This is a genomic window from Mesorhizobium sp. WSM4312, assembly GCF_002294875.1.
GTDB lineage: Bacteria > Pseudomonadota > Alphaproteobacteria > Rhizobiales > Rhizobiaceae > Mesorhizobium.
In genome coordinates, this window is record NZ_NSFU01000021.1 from 53,116 (window position 1) to 71,031 (window position 17,916).

The window sequence follows — 17,916 nt, forward strand, 5'->3', positions numbered from 1 at the left end:
GCAAGAAGTTTTGGGTTAACAAAAGGTTAACGCATGCCAGACCGCAGCCGATCGCACGGGCGGCCTGCGGAGTTTACCGCAGTAAAAAGATCCCGGATCGATATTGAAAACAAGGAGTTGCGCCGCAAGACAACGAACCGGCGAAGCCAACTTTTAGATCGCCGGTCGCGATAGTGTCGGAAAAACCGCGATGTTGACGCGGGACAGTGACAGGCATCGACGTGGTCTCGGTTTGAAACCGGGAAGGAGGGGACTTGCGTGTCAACGTTTGTCGCAAGAGGCCGACCGTGACAGGGGCGGGCGCTGCAGAGCCAAGCGTTCGTCGATCGTGCACCTCCGAGTAGGGACGGGGGCCAGTAAAGACCAGCAAGAATGCCATTCCAACTGGCTTTGTACGGGAGCCGAGTACGTCTACTGTTTTTTCAGTGCCTGACCTATGAGGGTGTGCATCATCGATGCGCATTGCCGTTGGGCGCCCGGCCGACACCTTGCGGAGCTAGGGTCGTTCCAAACACAGAAATTGCGGCGGACACTCGGTTTCTGCTTGACCAGCTAAATATCGGCTTTGGCGATGCGCCGACCTCGCAACGGCAAGGCTACTTTCTGCTTCTAATCCTGATTGGCAGCAGAACGGCCCACTCCGGCTAACGGCGCCTCCAGATTCCATCTGATGCCATGCGAACCATATTCAAGATTTCCCCGCCCGCCCACGGCTTCAGGTGCAACCCGTTTCAGGACCACGGTTCCAAAGCCGCCCTGTCCGATAGTCGTGACTTGCGGCCCATCGGTTTCGGCCCAGGTCAGGCGGAAGAGCCGCGATGCTCCGGAACCGCTGATGTTCCATGTGACAGAAATTTGGCCGTCATCGCCGGAGAGCACGCCATACTTCGCAGAGTTGGTCGCGAGTTCGTGGAAGGCAATCCCGAGATATTGGACTGCATTGGGGCCAAGCACAAACGACGGCCCTGACATCTCGATCATCTCACCGCGTGGAAATGGCTGAGCCTGCGCGGCCAAAAGTTCACTGATGGTAGCTCCCTGCCAGTCGGCCGAAACAAGCAGGTCCTGGGAGCGCGACAATGCCATGATGCGCTCGCGCACCTGGGACTCAAACTGCTTGGGCGTCTCCGATCGTTTGTTGGTCTCCCGGATCATCGACAGGATAACCGAATACTGGTTTTTCACCCGGTGATTGACCTCGCGCATCAACATGCGGATACGCTGTTCGTTTTCCCTGGCCGATGTGATATCCCGCGCAATCTTCGAAGCGCCGACGATCTGCCCTGTTGCGTTACGCACTGGCGATATCGTCAGCGAAACCGGAACTAGACTGCCATCCTTGCGTCGACGTATCGTTTCATAGGTATCGACGCGCTCCCCACGACGGATTCGCTCAAGGATGCGAGGTTCCTCGTCCGGGTGGTCATCGGGGATAAGCATGGTTACCGACCTGCCGATCGCCTCGCTGGCGGTGTAGCCAAAGAGCTTTTCGGCGCCTCGATTCCAGCTCTTGATGATCGTGTTGAGATCCTTGCTGACAATAGCGTCAAATGAGGATTCCACGATCGCCGACAGGTGCTGTCTGGTTTCTTCGGCACGCTGGCGGTCCGTCAGGTCGAGCAGCATATTCACCGCGCCAACGAGGTCGCCCTGCTCATCGCGCAGCGGTGTGGGGTAGGGCATGAATGGGAAAAAAGACCCGTCCGGACGCTGCGCTATGGCCTGCTGGTTGCGGACCGGCCGGTTTTCCTTGAGGGCGACTGCCATCGGGCATTCGTCGTGCGGCAGTTCCTTGCCGTCGGTGGTGAACAGCTTGAACGTGACGCACCATTTATCCTTGCCGACCTGAGGCTCCCGCCCTGCCAGATCGGCAGCGGCCCGATTGTAATAGGTAATGATGCCATACTGGTCAGTCGTGTAGATGGCGACTGGAAGGCCATCGAGAATCTGGTGATAGGCGTGGTCCTGCTGCCTGAGTTCTGTCCGCTTTCGCTCAAGGTCAGTTACATCGACAGTAAAGCATCTGGTGTGGACTAGCTTACCGTCGCGGAAATGGCTGCTCGACGTGAGTTCGACGTGCTTGATGGACCCGTCACGGGCGCGCAAACGCGCCGGATATCTTGCAATCTTCTCACCACGGGACAGCCTGCTCAAAATGTCGGTTATCACGTCCCGGTCGGGATAAAACTCATCAATGTGGTGACCGACATAGTCCTCTGCTGGATAGCCGAGGAGATCGAGCTCTGCCTTGTTGGCATGCAAGATAAGGCCATCCGCGCTCACCAGATGGAGCGCCATGGCACCGTTTTCGAAAAAGTCCTGATAGTCGAAGTTGCCGCCTAGGACCATTGCCGGTTTCTTGACGGCGACAACGTCGGCCTGCGGTAGTTCAGTCATTCGAGGGTCCCCGATGTAAACGGGCCACAACGCGCCGCCTAAACAATCGTTCCAAGTCGCCGCCCACATATCGGAAGTGAAGGGTTCGTTGGCCGAGGTAATGGGGTCCGAGCTCCTAGTGCGGACGCTGACGAACTGGCCCAGAAACAGCCTGAACTATTTACGCATGACGGAGCCTTTAGCGCGGCGAGTTAACCCCGGTCGTCGGCGGGCTTGGCCGAGGCAATCGCCCACCGCCTCGGCGGCAATGTCGGCGAGGCCCATGGGCGACAAACGGATCGGGCGACTCGGCGGTTGGGCTGCCGAATTGCGCAGGGCCAGCAAGAACGACGCCAGGCGTGGTCGACCTGCTGTCGGCCGATGAACGGACCCATCTTTGGCGATTGCCGGTGTTTCGCGCGGTCGAACTGAGTCCGGAGACCAAGCACCACGCGAGATATCGTGCGGCAACAGTACCTTCACGTCGTGAAAGACAACTGGCGAGGAACGTTCCCGATATGCGCCCAGCAACTGGCTCGAGTGCTGACGGACTTGCCGACCCGGCCGCCCCGGGCGGCTCATGCGCTACCGCGCTACAGTCCGTTTCCGGCCTTCTTTCCAATGGTAACGCACGGTGATTAAGCTCGACCTCTCGGCCAGGCCGCCCGCAAGGAAAGTATGCGCGGACTTTGGGCCGTTGGCTTCAGCGGGCTGGTGCCGTGGGAACCTCGATCAACGCATTCCGTTGTGATGCATCAAGTTGCCGTCCTGTCTGCAAAAAGGGCAGGGCGGGCGACGACAACACAAAGGATAACCACCATGAGCTACAAAAGTCTGGCTGCCGCCACCGCGCTTGCAACCCTTATTGCCTCGGGAGCCTTTGCCGCGAACGTCGTGACAACGGCGCCGGCGGACAACAATGCTGCGACAACTGCTGCGGTCGCGCCAAATGGTAGCCTTGTTTCCAAAATTATCGGCGCTACCGTTTACAACGGAACGGACGCTAATGCCCAGACGATCGGCAAGGTCAATGATGTCCTGCTTGCGAAGGACGGCAAGGCACAATCTCTCATTATCGGCGTCGGGGGCTTTCTCGGCATCGGTGAAAAGAATGTCGCTTTCGACTTCAACAAGGCCCAGTGGGCCGAAAAGGACGGCAAGCGCTGGCTTGTGATCAAGACCACCAAGGAAGATCTCCAGGCTCAGCCGAACTTCGATACCAAGGCCTATGATCCCACCACGGCTTCTAATACAGCCCCCACGCCCACGACAGTGGCCCCCGACTCAACCACCACCGCGGCTGTTGACAAAACGGCTCTGACCGCCGTGCCGATCGAAAAGGTCCGGGCCGAGGATCTGGTCGGCACGACCGTCTATGGCGCCAACGACGCCAAGGTTGGAAAGATCGGCGACGTTGTGCTGACGGGGGACAAGAAAGTCGACGCAGTCCTGATCGATGTCGGTGGGTTCCTCGGGATAGGAGCCAAGGAGGTCGCCGTTGGCATGGACAACCTCAAGTTCATGACGGACAAGTCAGGAAATAAGTACCTATATACAAACTTTACAAAAGAGCAGTTTAATGCGCAGCCGGCCTATGAAAAAGGCACCTACGCCAGCGCGCGTGACAAACAACGCATGATCGCGAACTAGAAGGTGCTTGGCCTGTCCGTTGAAATGGACGGACGCTTTCTGCGACCCGGTTTTAGCGACCGGGTCGCGGAGCCTCAACAGGTTGTCCCTCGGTTAGGGCGAGGCGACTGATAGGTGGTTGGACTTTAGGCTGCCGTGTGCGGGCGATGCCAATTGTATCTGTGCAGCCAGACAGGCAGTTCGGCGGCGCGGTGATCGGATGTGGGTGGGCAACGGCGTAGGCCCATTCGCGCAGCGCCGTCTGGATGAAGCGCTCGGCCTTGCCGTTGGTCTTGGGCGTATAGGGCCTCGTCCTGACGTGCTTGAGGCCGAGATCGCGGCAGGCCTTGGCGAAGGCCTTCGATCTGTAGCAGGAGCCGTAGCACCTGCGGAATGAAGGAGCGGCGGCCGAGACAGCGTGCACGCAGCTTTTCGCTGCAGGCGCGCACCGCTGGAGGCGGCCATGGCCAGTCAGAGTTTCTCTAGAATGTGAATGTTCACAACCCATTCCGGAGAGACCGACCATGACCACTTCGATTCTACACCCACCGGCGCGGTGCTGGTAGCGATCGATATCGCCAAGGTCCGCAATGAAGTTCTGATCGAAGACCCAAGCCACAAACGCCGACGCCGTCTGCAGGTCCTCAACAACCGTGCTGAGCACGACCATCTGGTCGAAGTCCTGCAGACGTACGGTCGCCCCGTGGTCTGTGGCTTCGAGGCGACGGTGAACTATCACCGGCCGATTGCATGGCGCCTGGCTCCCTTCCATTACCGCGCAGCTCTGGTAAGCCGTTCAAGTATCTGGAAGTCATCCAAATCCTTATAGGGCGTCAGATCCAAGTCCCCCGGAACGCGTTTCAGCTTTTCCTCATCGATCGGCTTTTCATGGGCTTTCATCACCCGTTGGTAGGCTCGCCATGTCAACCCCGCCCCTCGCACGGCGTCGCGCTCGGCGCGCAAGGCGACCTGGTGCGCGTGCAGGTAGTGAAGCCGCAGCTCATCGAGCAAGGCTTTTTCGACGATTTCATGGGTTACCAAGAACGGCGCTAACCTGAAGTCCCGTCCCTTCCAAGCTAGTGTCCGGGGCAGGTGCCGGTCGATGTAAATGGTCTTTGCGTTGTCGCTGTAGCCGGCAATATATGGAATGTCGAAGTCATGGCTAACGTTGACGCGCCTGCAGAGTGCCGTCACGACGTCAGCCAGTACGCGATCATCCAGCTCCTCGGAGGTATGGCGAACTTCGTTGTCGAGCTTCAAGGCGCTATATCCGTTGGCACCACCGACGAACCCCGCTCTTCATGAAAGGTTCCGGTCGCGCAGTCAGATGGTCTCGATGTGGAAGGTTTTGGCATACGGGGGTGCTGCGTTTTAGGGGAGGGAGTAGCCCGCATCGGTCAGCGCGAGGAAATCGCAAATCGAGCCATGCGTTCAGTGCCGGGGAGCGGCCCGCGCACCTAGCATAAGCGGAGGCCGACCATACAGCCCCGCGGCCAGCGGCGCCATCAGGAAAGACGCCGCATGGCCTTACACATAGTGTAAGCGGGTAAGTTTCTTAGGCGTTCGTACTAATCCTCGTTGCCGGCTACACCTCGGAGAATATCGCAGGCTTTTCTCTACCCGGTCTTTTCGCGGCGGCTAAATGAGGTGCGCAGGCCTTCGGGTCCGGTAGCGGGTTCATGCGCTTCGGGCTGAATAATCGATCGAGACTGCGCTGCGAGCGTGTGCTGTTACCGGCGCTCGACGAGAATTGCGGCTAACGCCGTGGCAGTGGGCGTCGCGTTCGATCGCCGGACGACTTAGATGTTCGTTGGTCTAACTGCTTCGTCTCGCCGTCTGTTAGGCTGGCGCGGATGTCCGTCGACGCGGAAGGGCTTGTACCAAACCGGCGGTGAGGGGTCCGGCAAAGGGACCCCTCGGACGACCGGGTCAGGCGGCCTGCTGTTCGGCAGCCCGCTCGTTCACGCCCGCCTCGCCAAGCGACGTCAATGCTTCGTCGGTGGCTTTTTCTTCTTCCAGGTTGGCGTTGAGCAATTCCGCGACATCATCCCTGCCAAGGGATGTCGCCCACGCAATCAACGTGCCATAGCGCGCGATTTCGTAGTGTTCGACCGCCTGCGCGGCGCCTACCAGCCCGGCGTCCAGCGAGACCGAGCCTTTGTACTCCTCAAGGATCTCGGAACCTTCCTCAAGAATGCCGTCGATGGCCGGACAGGTTTTGCCTCGGGCCGGCATACCGAGAATCTCAAATACTTCTTCCAGTCGCTCGACTTGGCCTTCGGTCTCGGCACGATGCTTCTCAAAGGCGGCAGTGACCTGCTGGTCGTCCGCGCCCCTTGCCATCTTCGGCAACGCCTTCAAGATCTTTTTCTCGGCATAGTAGATGTCCTTCAGGCCTCCGAGAAACATGTCCTCAAGGCCTTTATTGGTGGCTGTTGCCTTCTTCGTAGCTGCCATTGCTGTTTTCTCCTTATTGATGAACCCATGTGGGTGAGTTTCCAACTTCATTCGAAACGCGAGGTTCCAAGCTGCGGCAGGAGATTTCAGAAGATATCGAGTGCGTAGAGCCGGTCTTAGCTGCGGCGCAGGCGATGTCGATAAGGACTGCCCGATCGGGTAGCCTGAATTCTTGTCCGGCCGTCCTCTGAGCTTAGTCTCTGGGTTTCAGCGAGAAGCATCACGCGCTTGGCTATTGCCGACCTGACCGACGCGGCGAGCTGCCCGGGAAAGTGACGCGGCAACGAAGAGATCACGGCCTCGGCCTGCCTCTCGGCGTTTTCGCCGAGGTCGTCGAAAATTTTGCGTATCAGAGATGTCCCCACGCCAGCAACGTCGGCGATCTGCAAGAAGTGACGGGGCACGATCTCATGTATCGGATAGTGCCGGCTCGTGCCGACCGACATTGCCAACTTGAACTTCTTTCGGGGAATCTGCCCGGCATCTAGGCTGGGCTGCGCGCTCAGTACGTCATAGAGCGGCGTCATCCGGAACCGCCCGCCTGAACCCAGAAAGATGCTAAAATTCTTGGCATGGCCGTCAGTCGCCCCGATCAGCCAGAATACGATGCAAGCGCGCAGAAAGACCGTGATGTCCTCTTCGGGCCTGTCACTGCCCTTCAGGATCTCGATGATCTCCCGCATACCAGGACCACCCTCTGACTGGTACTTGCGCGTGGGCGGGACCGACAGCGCTTGACACATGTCCTCCTGCGGGAGGCGCAGGAGACGGCCGTCCCTAGCCCATAACCGGTCGAAGCGCTCGACAATCAGCGTGCGGCGCTCCCCAAAATCCGCGATCTCTGTCTTGGCGGCAGGAACGCCGAACGCCTCCAGCAGCTTAAGGCACAGATACTCGTTCTCAACGCTATTGGAGAGATCGATGCCATTCGGCAACCTGCCGATCTGTGGTTTGAGGATGTGGGTGGTCGCTGCAGTGCCGATCGGCTTGAACCAGCGTCCATCCTTGCGCAGGAGTGCGGTTTTTTCTTGGGCGCCGGCGATCGAGATACGGAAATCTTCGTCCTCACCGAGGCCGAGAGGACTGGTTGCGAGGTTTTCGATCATCTCGGCGATATCCTTTTTGCTGACTGGCTTGCCATCGCTGCTGCCGGGATTGCCAGGATCGATACCATCGGGCAAGAACTGGAGCGCGCCGACGCAGTCATGGCCGAGTATGGCCAGCAGGCTGTAGGCATCGGTGCCAGCCGCACCGACGCGTTCGGCAACGCGCTTGCGGATGGCTTCATTGTCGGGAAGCAGGTTGTCGAAGACATTGATCACAGGCGCGCCGATATAGCGGTCGTCTCGTAGAGGCAACGAGAGCGAGACCGGGAAAGTGCCCTGCCAATCCAGCCATTCGCTTGCATATTTGAAGTCCACGGCGCCGGTTGATTGTCTGCGCAGCACGCCGACCAGGCGCCCGTTTAGGAAGACATTTAGCGGTGTGTGAGCCGGCCGCCGCGCCATCAGAACAGGTCCTCGATCTCCGTAGCGCTGCTTTTGCTGCGCGGGCGAACGACGAGTTCAAGGTCGAGCGCGGAGAGAGCGGCCATCAACGTACTGAGCTGCACCGCTGGCTCGCCGGCCTCAAGGCGAGACACCGTCGCCTGGCGCAGATGGATTTGGTTGCCAAGCATCTCTTGTGTGAGGTCGGCCTGCCTACGCGCGCGTCGCAGGATGGCGCCAAGTTGCTTTTCGTTGCGTGCGATCTGGGCGGTCATGCTAAGCCTCCAGAGTCTTATATACGCATTCGCGTATCTAAAGTCAATATACGCAATCGCGTATACTATGGCATTATACGGGATTGCGTATAAGGCATCATTATGCGCACTCGCGTATTGTGCCGCCCCCTTAAATCTCGGACCCGAGGCAAGCCGGCCCGGCCGCAGACGGCCATTGACGGCATCTTCATGCCGGACATATTCACGCCGGACTGGACGTCGCGCTGGGCGCCTTGCGCAGCTGGTACGCGCTACGCGTGGTGCAAGACCGGCTCACATCACGCGGAAGTCGCGCCCTTGATGCCGAAAGCGTTTTCGAAGTGATCTTCGAGGCGATGCCTCGTCGCAAGCGGCCCAGCCAGCCTTCAGGTTGACACAGGATGACTAGCCGGGCCGCGCCGGCCATGTGAGTAAGCCGGGCGAGGTTCAGAACCGGTGCCTGTCGCGGCTTCGCAAATCCGACCGGCGGGCGCTTCCCACACTCATCAAACTCGCAGGCATGATTGCGATCCGTCCACTTTGTCGCGGCGCCGCCATCAGGCCTTCGGCCAGCTTGATTGATTCCTCGCTCATCCGTGCTTTTCACAAGGGGAGGGGAGTTGCACTATCGAGATGCTCCTGAAAACGGCCGTCCAGCACGATCATTTCCTTCAGCGCCTTCATCGCCCTTGTGCGCAACGACGAAGTTGTCAGCGACAGCCGCAAAGCTATACGACCGGCATCTCTCGGGCTGCTCGGATTTTTTTGCGGTGATCGGTTTGATGGCTCCTGTCTCAATTGTCTACAGTGAACGGAATGAGAACAAAATAGTCAAGCGCCTCTTGACCTGACAGGAATATGTTCCTTATTCCTGATCTATCTGAGCAGGAAAAGGGCCATGGGAAAGCGCCAAAATGCGCCGATCGGCGAAGCTATGTCGGAACTGGAATTGGCGGGCCTGCAAGCCATTGCTGCAGTTGGGAGCGACGCTGTGGTCGCCTTGCTGACCGCTCTGGCCAGGAACGCCGAACTGGAACGGGAACTCGCCTTGTTTCGCGCGGCGGTCTCGAATGGCTTTTCCCGCGGCTGGCACAAGGCGCGCCCCTAGATGGTCGACACCGCCGAAGACAATTTCCGGATCGAAGTATGGGACCGAGAGGAGAAGACGCATCTCGAAACTATCTGTCGATCGCCGGACGCGGTGGTGAGCCAAGCGGCCTGGCAAGCCGCCATCCGGCGGCGGCCGGGCATGATGCTGATCCACTACAACAGCCGCCACGTCATGGAGAAGATCATCACGCCGGGCGAGGTGAAGGTCTCGCCCCAGACGATCATCGATGGCAGCATTCACGCCGGACTGGACGTGGCTCTCGGCGACCTCCGCAGCTGGCACACGCTAAGAGCGTGGTGCAAGAGCTGCTCGCATCATGCGGAAGTGAAGCCCGCCAGCTTGATCAAAAGGTACGGTAAGGAAGCCCTGTTCAGCTCGGTGGAGCAGGCGCTCTTGTGCACGAGTTGCGAACGGGGCGGACCGGTGAGGTTGGAAGTCCACAAACTTCCAAGGAACTAAAGGGATTTTGAGAATGCACGACTTAATCGAATTCTTCCAGACCAATGCCGCTTTGGTGATCGCCAACCCCATGGCCTTCCTTACTTTCGCTATCCTTTTTGGAACCGGGGGGTTCATCGTGGGTCGCTATTTCCTCACCGAACGTATCGCCAATCTAGAAAGCCGCATTGCGCGGCGAGATGATGAAATCGAGGCGCTGAAAACACCCAAGGGAAGGCCGGCCGAGCTATCCTTCATCCCAATCGTCGGCACTTCGGCAATTGGTGAAAACCGGACCACCCCGCTGTTGGGAAAATGGCCTGACCGGCGTCGGCCAGGGGCGCTGTCGGCACCCCCTCATCAACGGCGTGGCTAACCCACAGATTTATTGGGATCGGTCGTCTTCTGAAGTCCAGAAAAGCCCAGGGGAATTCTAGAGGTATCGGACAACGCGCCTTGTCCGTCAGCCGGTAGAGGTACCCGTGGCGCCAACAGTTCGAGACCCTGGACCCAAGCTGGATTCGATGAAAGGCAGCATGTCCCTGACATAGCCATCGCAGCCCGACCACGTGCGGATAACCGCGACCGGTGCAGTTGCCGGCAGCAATCGCGCGATGGCGCGCAATTGCAACGGAAGGCGCGTGCGAGCGGCGACCGCATGGCCTGGATCGAGGTCGACCGGCACCCTTTCGGTCCTGCCGCCGAGGACGATATTGCCCCGCTCGACCTAACGCGAATAGGCGCCATGGTCCCTTGTTGCGCGTCCAATACGGCAGCGGCTCGGTCACGTCGATCTGCGGACGCGGCCGTCGAGCGGTACCTCTTTGCCGAACTGTGGTCTAGCCGCCCAACAACCGCACAAATCTTCCAGACTTTCTGGGTATGCCAGGACACCAAGCCAATAGGTGAACTCGGTGCAGCCGCCCCCAGGCTGGCACGCCCTTTTATTTCGAGGGAGGCGAGCCGAAAGCGAGTCGCTTTTGAGCGGGATCGGCGCCATTTCCTCCATTCACTTCTAGTGACCTACACGAAATCGCTTGGAACCTTCGCCTTTGCCTCCTGTTATTTTTAGTCTGATCTCAGACGCGCGCTCACTTCGCTCCCAGGGGGCAAGGCATGGAAAATCCGAAATCGACGGCTCAAATCGCCGGCCATCCAATCCATCCAATGCTGGTCACCGTCCCGATTGCCTTCTTCGTTGGCGCATTATTGACCGACATCGCCTATTGGCGGACCGCGGAAATGATGTGGGCAAACTTCTCGGCTTGGCTGCTGACTGTTGGCGTCATTGTGGGAATCCTGGCTGCCATCGCCGGGTTCATCGATTTCCTTTGGGGGCGCCGGATACGCGAACAACCGATCGCTTGGGTGCATATGGCTGGCAATCTCCTTGCGATCATTCTCGCCTTCTTCAACATGCTGGTGCACACGCGCGACGCATGGACGTCGGTGGTGCCGACAGGATTAATCCTCTCGGCGCTCGTTGTGGTCATACTGATCTTTACCGGTTGGCTGGGCTGGGCGTTGGTTTATCGCCATCACGTGGGAGTGGCAGATGAAACGACTTGACAGCAAATGGGTAGCGTTGGTTTTGCTCGGCTCGACTGTGTTGGGCGTTGCTGGCTGCAGCAATGACAATACTGATCCGAACGAGCAGATCGGACCAAATCCGAAACTGCCAGAAATCAACCAGTATCTTTTCCCGCCGATGCACCTGGCATCCGTTGTCGGCTGGAAGAATGATGAAACTCCGACCGTCGCACAGGGCCTTCGTATCCAAGCGCTTGCCAACGGCCTGCAGCATCCGCGCTCGCTCTACGTGCTGCCCAACGGCGACATATTGGTGGTGGAATCGAAGGCGCCTCCTGAGGCGTCAGCCAAGCGGCCAAAGGATCTCGTCATGGCGTTGATCGAAGGCTGGGTCACGTCCGGCGGCGACACCGGTCCGAGCAACCGCATCACCCTCCTGCGCGACGCCAATGGCGACGGCAAGCCGGATTACCAGGGCGTATTCCTTGATCAGCTGAATTCGCCCTTCGGTGTGGCACTGGTCGGTAACGATCTATATGTGGCCAACACCGACGCGATCGTTCGCTATCCGTATAATCAAGGCGACACCAAGATCACTGCACCCGGCAAGGTGCTCACGGAGTTGCCGGGCGGGCCAATCGACCACCACTGGACGAAGAGCCTGGTGGCGAGTCCGGACGGTTCCCTGCTCTACGTCGGGGTCGGTTCCAACAGTAACATCACCGAGAATGGCATCCAGGCCGAGAAAGACCGTGCCGCCATCTGGGAGGTCGACCGGGCCACCGGCCGGTCGCGCATCTTCGCCAGCGGGCTGCGCAATCCCAATGGCCTGTCGTTCGAACCGCAAAGCAAGGCGCTGTGGACGGTCGTCAACGAGCGCGACGAGCTAGGGCCAAACCTGGTGCCCGACTACATGACGTCAGTGAAGGACGGAGCCTTCTATGGCTGGCCATACAGCTATTACGGCCAACATGTCGATCCGCGTGTCATGCCGCAGCGGCCGGATATGGTAGCCAAAGCTATTCCGCCCGACTATGCGCTGAGCTCGCACGTCGCGCCGCTCGGGCTCGCCTTCTATACGGCTGGAAACCTGCCGCCTTCATATCGTGGCGGCGCCTTTGTCGGCGAGCACGGGAGCTGGGATCGTGACCGATTCAACGGTTACAAGGTGGTCTTCGTGCCCTTCAGCGGCGGACGTCCCAACGGCAAGGCCCAGGACGTCGTCTCCGGCTTCCTCAATGCCAAAGGCGAGGCGCGAGGTCGGCCGGTTGGCGTGGCCGTCGACAAATCCGGGGCGCTCCTGATCGCGGATGATGTAGGAAACACTGTGTGGCGTGTAACGGCGGCGGCGCCAGGGTCATAAGGCATTTACGCCCTCAACGTCTGCAGTGCTCCTCGAGGGCGATTGCCGACGTCAAGGATAGGGCTGTTCGCTTTCGGAGGCTGATTGCGGCGATTGGTGCAGGTCTTGGACTAGCCTAGTTGCTCGAAAGTACATTGGCGCGGCGCCTTGTCTGGACGCCAGCGCACGAGCTTTGTTCCATGCCGGAAGCGGTCGCCGGTGACATGGTCAAAGCGAACCTCGACGACCAGTTCCGGTATTATCGGTTCCCATTCGCCGCTACGCTCGGTGCTCCAGCGGCTCGGGCCGCCCGGCGCCTTGCCGGTGAAGCCGGATCCGCCACGCAGGTGTTCGAGCTTTTCCGTCAGCACCGCACGCTCGTCATTGGCAATGGTCGATGTGAATCCGACATGATCGAGCAGACCATCTTTGTTGTAGAGACCGAGCAGCAGCGATCCAACCTGTCGTTTGCCGTTCAGATAGCGGAACCCGCCCACCACACAGTCGGCCGTGCGCAGGCGCTTTACCTTCACCATCGCGCGTTCGCCCGGCTTGTAGGGACCGTTGAGCAGCTTGGCCACGACGCCGTCGGTGGAACCGCTACCGGCGCCCTTCAACCACTTGTCGGCTGTCGCCAGGCTGGTGGCGGCCGGCGAAAGCCGCAAAGCCTTGGTTGTTGCCTTGGCCACCAAGTCCTCGGCTTCCGTGCGCCGATCATGCAATGGCAGGTCCATTAGCGGCCGACCTCCCGGAGCCACAAGCATATCGAAGACGACCAGGCGTGCGGGAGTTTCCCGACTGAGCTTGCGGATGCGGCTCTCTGCTGGATGAAGCCGCATCTGCAGCGCATCGAAAGAGGCACGGCCCTCGATCTCGATTATGATTTCACCGTCGATGACGAAATCTGTCGCATCGTGCGCACTCAAGGCCGCCAGCAGTTCGGGAAAATAGCGGCCAAGCGGTTTGCCGGATTTTGCCCTGAGGTCGACGGCCTTGCCGCCCTTGAAGGCGAGGCAGCGGAAGCCATCCCATTTCGGTTCGTACTGCCAGGGACCGTCGTCTCGCGGCAATGCCATCGCCTGGCGCGCTTCCATGGGCTGCGTGTTCAAGGGCAAGGGAAACTCAACGCCGGATGCCCCTACCATCGCTCTGTCCTATCGCGATGGGGCAGGTCGATGCCGCAGCAAACCCAGCTGAGCGGCTGCGCGGATCCGTGATTGTGTTGTAGCTCGAGTTCCGCCGGATTGTCGAAGGTTCCGACAGGCAGGGCGATTTCCTGGACGGGGGCATCATAGGCAAGAGTAAGCTGCGTCCCGCACGCTTGGCAGAAGCCGCGCTGGGCGAGGGGCGATGACCGGCGGCAGGTAGGTTCCTCGCTTTGCCAAGAACCTCCGGTAGGAGGCAGCCACGCGAGCACCGCAAAGGCGCTGCCGGTCGCACCTCGGCATATGTCGCAATGGCAGTAATGCACGCGCGGGTCGCCTGCGACCCAATAGCGGATCTTTCGGCAGAGGCATCCCCCTGTACGTTCGATAGCAATGGCCCGGATGAAATTCTCTCCTGTGTTCATCCAACTTGAACGCTCGGCGCGGCAACTGGTTTCCGAGGGGACGGGTACCCGGGCGGGGCATTTTCCGACATTGCGAGGATCAACTACTGAATCTCAACAACCGCTTCGGCTCGCCCCAAACATATGTTGTCCTACTTGACCTTCGTGAAGTGGGGGTAAGGCCGCCTGGCATTGTGATGTCAACTCCGGACACGACCTCCAGCGTCGGCTGCGCTGACCCTTTCACCAGATAGCCACCGGCTGCGACCGGGGAGGGCGGTCCGCTTGCGGGCTCGCACAATGAGGGATCTCGACCTTGCCGGCAAGATCATCGCAAAGGGCGGCGCCTCGGCGAAGGTCGAGGATGGCTTCAAGGCGATGCAGGTCGGCGCGATCATGGCGCAAATCTTCTCGAAAGACGCCGATGGCGTTGCGCGCTTTGGCGGTTCTGCTGATCGCCGTGGCGACTGGGGGGCATCCTTCCCCGTTCGGACCTTACAACGGTAGTGAGGGAGCCCTTGGCGCAGCCGGTGCCGTCCGGACCTTTAACGCAAGCCTTTTGGAACATTCACCAGCGTCGCTAGTTCAGCGCTAAAGGAGCGCACAGATGAGACGATTGGCTTTGATAGTGGTCGCAGGCCTCATCGCCGGATGCAGTGACAATGGCGTCGACGGCTCGAAGACGAACTCGGTGAGCAATCAGCCGCCAGATCAGAATCCGCAAGTCGACAGGGATCCAACGGCGAAATCGAGCACGGGCGGCGATCAGCAAGGCGTCCAGCCAACTCAGCCAGCCGCGCCGCAGAAATAGACGAGGAACGCAAGGCCGGCAGATTGATCAGAGGTTGCTTCCAAGAATGACGTCGAAGCCGAACGTCCCAAGGGCAGCAGACGACGGCGTTGCAAGCCCTAATCCACGCGTATTCGGAACGAAGGAACGTTTCCGATGCCCTTTAAGAGAAGCTGCAATGCCCAATTTTCGTTTTGAAACTGTTGTTGCAGGTCGCTCCCACATTACTGTGCAGAATCTCGCGAGCGTCGACTTGGCCAGTCCCAAAGCTTTGGAATTGGTAAGAGCGGCGGCGAGCAGCGCTCCAGCAGATGCCGACCACTCTGGCTCTCACGTCAACGTCTACGATGATGCCGGCTATCTGGTCGCGGCTGTCAATTTCTCCGACCTGCTTGAGAACGGTCCATCGGATCCCAGCGATCCACCCGCCGAAGAGCCTGGTGTAATGCGCTCGGGTTGAGGACCCTCGAGGGCTCAAAAGTGCCACCGCCTCCCCTCAATTGCTGAAAGCCTTCGACGACAGGAGAGGTCCTCGCCGCCGATCTGCTCTCCGCACTCAAGGGCCCTGGGTGAGAGGCGCGATGTGCAGGCCTTGGATCACGACGTCAAGCCGGGAGTGCTTTCCGACATGGGAATGGCGACGACTGGCCGGCGCTAGTAAATCCTGGCGGCCGACCTTTTCATTCTCGGCACGCCGATCTGCTCGGACAGCCTTCCCCGTCGCCAGACGCGTGATGGCGCGCATGGACAGTACGGGACACCCGCACGAAACACGCCGTTGGTTACGCAGTTGGGAGTCAACAATGTTACCTTGAAAAGCCGCCAACCGCCCAACCTAGCGACAGGGCTAACACAAACCCGAGAATGACAGCTGTAAACAACCACATGCTATTGTCCGTCCTCCTCTGCAGGAGGCAGCGCGGGCTTCTCGCGTTGTCGCACGCAGAATTTCTGTGCGATGGCAAAGAAGATGGGCGGCTGATCCAGCGTCGAAGCTCCAAGACCTCCAACCCAATGCTTAAGGTGGGTTCCGCGCTGATCAGGCGTCGGCCCACCAGGCATCGGCGACGCCTTCCAACAGCCTGGGGTCTCTACCATGTTACGAACAGCGCCACGGCAGCAGCCGCCATCACCGCGGTGGCCACCCAGCCCATAATCTTGAGGCCTATTGGCAGCTGAAAATCGCCCATCGCCGCCCGCTTGCCCGAAAGATGCATCATCATGCCCATTACCGGGACAGCCACCACGCCGTTGATGACGGCGCTCCAGAACAGCGCCTTTATGGGATCGATCGAAGTGAAATTGAGGCCGGCGCCGATCAGCGTCGCTGCTGCAATCGTGGTATAAAAGGCTTTGGCCCGATGCGGCTTTTTGGCCAGTCCGACATTCCAACCAAGCGTCTCGCCCAACGCATAGGCGGACGAGCCGGCGAGCACCGGCAGGGCCAGCAGTCCCGTTCCGATAATTCCAATCGCAAAGACGAGGAAAGCGAACTTGCCTGCAATCGGGCGAAGAGCTTCCGCCGCCTGCGATGAAGTCTCGATGTCGGTGACGCCGCTGGCGTGCAGCGTTGCAGCCGTCGTCACGATAACGAAGAGTGCGACAGCGTTCGAGATCGCCATTCCAAAATAGGTATCGATGCGAATACGTTTGAGTTCTTCCGGTGCCTGCTCGGGCGCTACCCTCAACGGCGATGCTTCATCGCGGTCCTTGACTTCCTCAACTTCCTGTCCGGCCTGCCAGAAGAAAAGGTAGGGGCTAATCGTAGTCCCAAGGATGGCCACGACGGAGGTGATGTATTGGTTTTGAAAGCTGATGTGTGGAACAATCAGATTGTAGCCGACCGTCGACCAGGGCACTTTCGCAACGAAGGCCACCGCGACATAGGCGAGCAGCGACAGCGTAAGCCACTTCAGCACCGAAACATAGCGAGCGTATTGCGAGAAGATCTCAAGCAGGGCCGTGAGGATCCCGAACGTAGCGACGTACAGTAGCTGGGGACCGCCCGCGATCAGTTTCAGCGCAGCTCCCATTGCGCCAAGGTCGGCACCGATATTGATTATATTGGCGACCATCAAAAGGAAAACGATCGAGATGCCGACTGCAGATGGATAGTGCTTTCGCAGATTGCCCGCTATGCCACGGCCGGTAACGCGGCCAATCCTGGCGCTAATTTCCTGGATGGCGCACATAAGAGGCCAGCTGAACAGCATTACCCACCCCAGGCCATAGCCGAACTGGGCACCGACCTGAGAGTATGTTGCGATGCCGCTGGGATCATCGTCCGAAGCGCCCGTGATCAATCCCGGGCCAATGATCTGCAAAATCTTCGAGCTATCCGGCTGATTTACCGATGCAGCGGCAGTCTTGTGCACGATCTCAGTCATATTCCTCTCGCTATTCGCTCTGGTGGCGGATCTCTTGAAGTTCGGTGAGCGGCGGTGGTCGCGCTGCTTGGTCTCGCCGTCACGCTGGGGACAATTTTCATTTCAGTTGACGCTAATATTTCTCACACCAAATGCGAGAGATCCCCGATCGTTCCGCGCCGGACGCTTTTGAAGAATGGCAAATTGCGCCGCGGAGAAACCGAAGGCGACGCAATGCTCAGCCTAAAGGAGCTCTCGGTCTCGCTCGATGATTGGTACTGCGGTCGTCGAGGAGACCGAAATCCCATCACCGCTGGCGAGCGGGTTCTGGCCGCTGGCGGGTCGGGTCGAGGAAAGCACGCACGTTCGGGCGATCGGTGGCCTGTGGCCTTGGGCGCGGCAGCGGTAATTTCCATCCCGACAAGCGAATGTTCATATTGCCTTTGGAGCGGCACAAGGACGGGGCAAAACTTGTCGGCGAGATCGATCTGATCCCGCGCAGGAGCCTCAGGAAATTGCGAGCCTTTCTGCGACACCCACGGGCCGGCTGAACCGCGTGTGAAAAGAAGGGACGTCGTTGTTAGAGA

Annotated in this window: 16 protein-coding genes and 2 pseudogenes; 10 read left to right on the forward strand and 8 right to left on the reverse strand. The window is 59.4% G+C overall.

Annotated features, from left to right (window positions below; genetic code table 11):
* Positions 1 to 609 precede the first annotated feature (609 nt).
* Positions 610 to 2,397: a PAS domain S-box protein gene (locus CK228_RS28720; protein WP_095790035.1), complete on the reverse strand. Its 1,788-nt coding sequence runs from the start codon at positions 2,395 to 2,397 to the stop codon at positions 610 to 612.
* A gap of 798 nt (positions 2,398 to 3,195) precedes the next feature.
* Between CK228_RS28720 and CK228_RS28725 the strand changes: the two genes are divergently transcribed.
* Positions 3,196 to 4,026, forward strand: a complete 831-nt coding sequence (locus CK228_RS28725) for a PRC-barrel domain-containing protein (protein WP_245437857.1) — start codon at positions 3,196 to 3,198, stop codon at positions 4,024 to 4,026.
* A gap of 52 nt (positions 4,027 to 4,078) precedes the next feature.
* On the opposite strand, the pseudogene CK228_RS28730 reads toward CK228_RS28725, so the two are convergent.
* A pseudogene (locus CK228_RS28730) lies at positions 4,079 to 4,384 on the reverse strand (integrase core domain-containing protein); the annotation flags it as partial.
* Between the two features lie 177 nt (positions 4,385 to 4,561).
* Between CK228_RS28730 and CK228_RS28735 the strand changes: the two are divergent.
* Positions 4,562 to 4,765: pseudogene (locus CK228_RS28735) on the forward strand (IS110 family transposase); the annotation flags it as partial.
* 11 nt (positions 4,766 to 4,776) lie between these two features.
* On the opposite strand, the gene CK228_RS35005 reads toward CK228_RS28735, so the two are convergent.
* The 4 genes from CK228_RS35005 to CK228_RS28750 all read right to left on the reverse strand — a co-directional run bounded on the left by CK228_RS35005 (position 4,777) and on the right by CK228_RS28750 (position 8,224).
* Positions 4,777 to 5,265: a hypothetical protein gene (locus CK228_RS35005; protein ID WP_095793416.1), complete on the reverse strand. Its 489-nt coding sequence runs from the start codon at positions 5,263 to 5,265 to the stop codon at positions 4,777 to 4,779.
* A gap of 669 nt (positions 5,266 to 5,934) precedes the next feature.
* On the reverse strand, positions 5,935 to 6,462 hold the full coding sequence (locus CK228_RS28740) for a ferritin-like domain-containing protein (protein ID WP_095789999.1): 528 nt from the start codon (positions 6,460 to 6,462) through the stop codon (positions 5,935 to 5,937).
* 116 nt (positions 6,463 to 6,578) lie between these two features.
* Entirely contained in the window at positions 6,579 to 7,970 is a 1,392-nt protein-coding gene (locus tag CK228_RS28745; RefSeq protein ID WP_095790000.1) for a type II toxin-antitoxin system HipA family toxin, read from the reverse strand.
* Positions 7,970 to 8,224 (reverse strand): helix-turn-helix transcriptional regulator, encoded by a 255-nt coding sequence (locus CK228_RS28750; protein WP_095790001.1) that lies wholly within the window; start codon positions 8,222 to 8,224, stop codon positions 7,970 to 7,972. The genes CK228_RS28745 and CK228_RS28750 overlap by 1 nt, the downstream gene beginning before the upstream one ends.
* A gap of 877 nt (positions 8,225 to 9,101) precedes the next feature.
* Here CK228_RS28750 and CK228_RS28755 point away from each other — a divergent pair.
* The 5 genes from CK228_RS28755 (at position 9,102) to CK228_RS28780 (ending at position 12,645) form a co-directional block, all read left to right on the forward strand.
* Positions 9,102 to 9,311 (forward strand): hypothetical protein, encoded by a 210-nt coding sequence (locus tag CK228_RS28755; RefSeq protein ID WP_095790002.1) that lies wholly within the window; start codon positions 9,102 to 9,104, stop codon positions 9,309 to 9,311.
* Positions 9,312 to 9,773 (forward strand): hypothetical protein, encoded by a 462-nt coding sequence (locus tag CK228_RS28760; RefSeq protein ID WP_095790003.1) that lies wholly within the window; start codon positions 9,312 to 9,314, stop codon positions 9,771 to 9,773.
* A gap of 13 nt (positions 9,774 to 9,786) precedes the next feature.
* A complete protein-coding gene (locus CK228_RS28765) occupies positions 9,787 to 10,128 on the forward strand; it encodes a hypothetical protein (protein ID WP_095790004.1) in 342 nt (113 codons plus the stop codon).
* A 740-nt stretch (positions 10,129 to 10,868) separates the two neighbouring features.
* Positions 10,869 to 11,321 carry a DUF2231 domain-containing protein gene (locus tag CK228_RS28775; protein WP_245438134.1) on the forward strand — a complete coding sequence of 151 codons (453 nt, stop codon included), beginning with the start codon at positions 10,869 to 10,871 and terminating at the stop codon, positions 11,319 to 11,321.
* Entirely contained in the window at positions 11,308 to 12,645 is a 1,338-nt protein-coding gene (locus tag CK228_RS28780) for a sorbosone dehydrogenase family protein (RefSeq protein ID WP_095790005.1), read from the forward strand. The genes CK228_RS28775 and CK228_RS28780 overlap by 14 nt, the downstream gene beginning before the upstream one ends.
* A 110-nt stretch (positions 12,646 to 12,755) precedes the next feature.
* Here the strand turns inward: CK228_RS28780 and CK228_RS28785 are convergent, their stop codons facing one another.
* Entirely contained in the window at positions 12,756 to 13,769 is a 1,014-nt protein-coding gene (locus tag CK228_RS28785) for an ATP-dependent DNA ligase (protein ID WP_095790006.1), read from the reverse strand.
* A 704-nt stretch (positions 13,770 to 14,473) separates the two neighbouring features.
* Between CK228_RS28785 and CK228_RS35490 the strand changes: the two genes are divergently transcribed.
* The 3 genes from CK228_RS35490 (at position 14,474) to CK228_RS35010 (ending at position 15,423) form a co-directional block, all read left to right on the forward strand.
* Positions 14,474 to 14,680: a hypothetical protein gene (locus CK228_RS35490; RefSeq protein WP_095790008.1), complete on the forward strand. Its 207-nt coding sequence runs from the start codon at positions 14,474 to 14,476 to the stop codon at positions 14,678 to 14,680.
* 100 nt (positions 14,681 to 14,780) lie between these two features.
* Entirely contained in the window at positions 14,781 to 14,984 is a 204-nt protein-coding gene (locus tag CK228_RS28800) for a hypothetical protein (protein WP_095774624.1), read from the forward strand.
* A gap of 157 nt (positions 14,985 to 15,141) precedes the next feature.
* Positions 15,142 to 15,423 carry a hypothetical protein gene (locus CK228_RS35010; protein WP_142877476.1) on the forward strand — a complete coding sequence of 94 codons (282 nt, stop codon included), beginning with the start codon at positions 15,142 to 15,144 and terminating at the stop codon, positions 15,421 to 15,423.
* Between the two features lie 631 nt (positions 15,424 to 16,054).
* Here CK228_RS35010 and CK228_RS28810 read toward each other — a convergent pair.
* Complete coding sequence (locus CK228_RS28810; RefSeq protein WP_095790010.1) at positions 16,055 to 17,350, reverse strand: divalent metal cation transporter; 1,296 nt, start codon at positions 17,348 to 17,350, stop codon at positions 16,055 to 16,057.
* Positions 17,351 to 17,916: the final 566 nt, after the last annotated feature.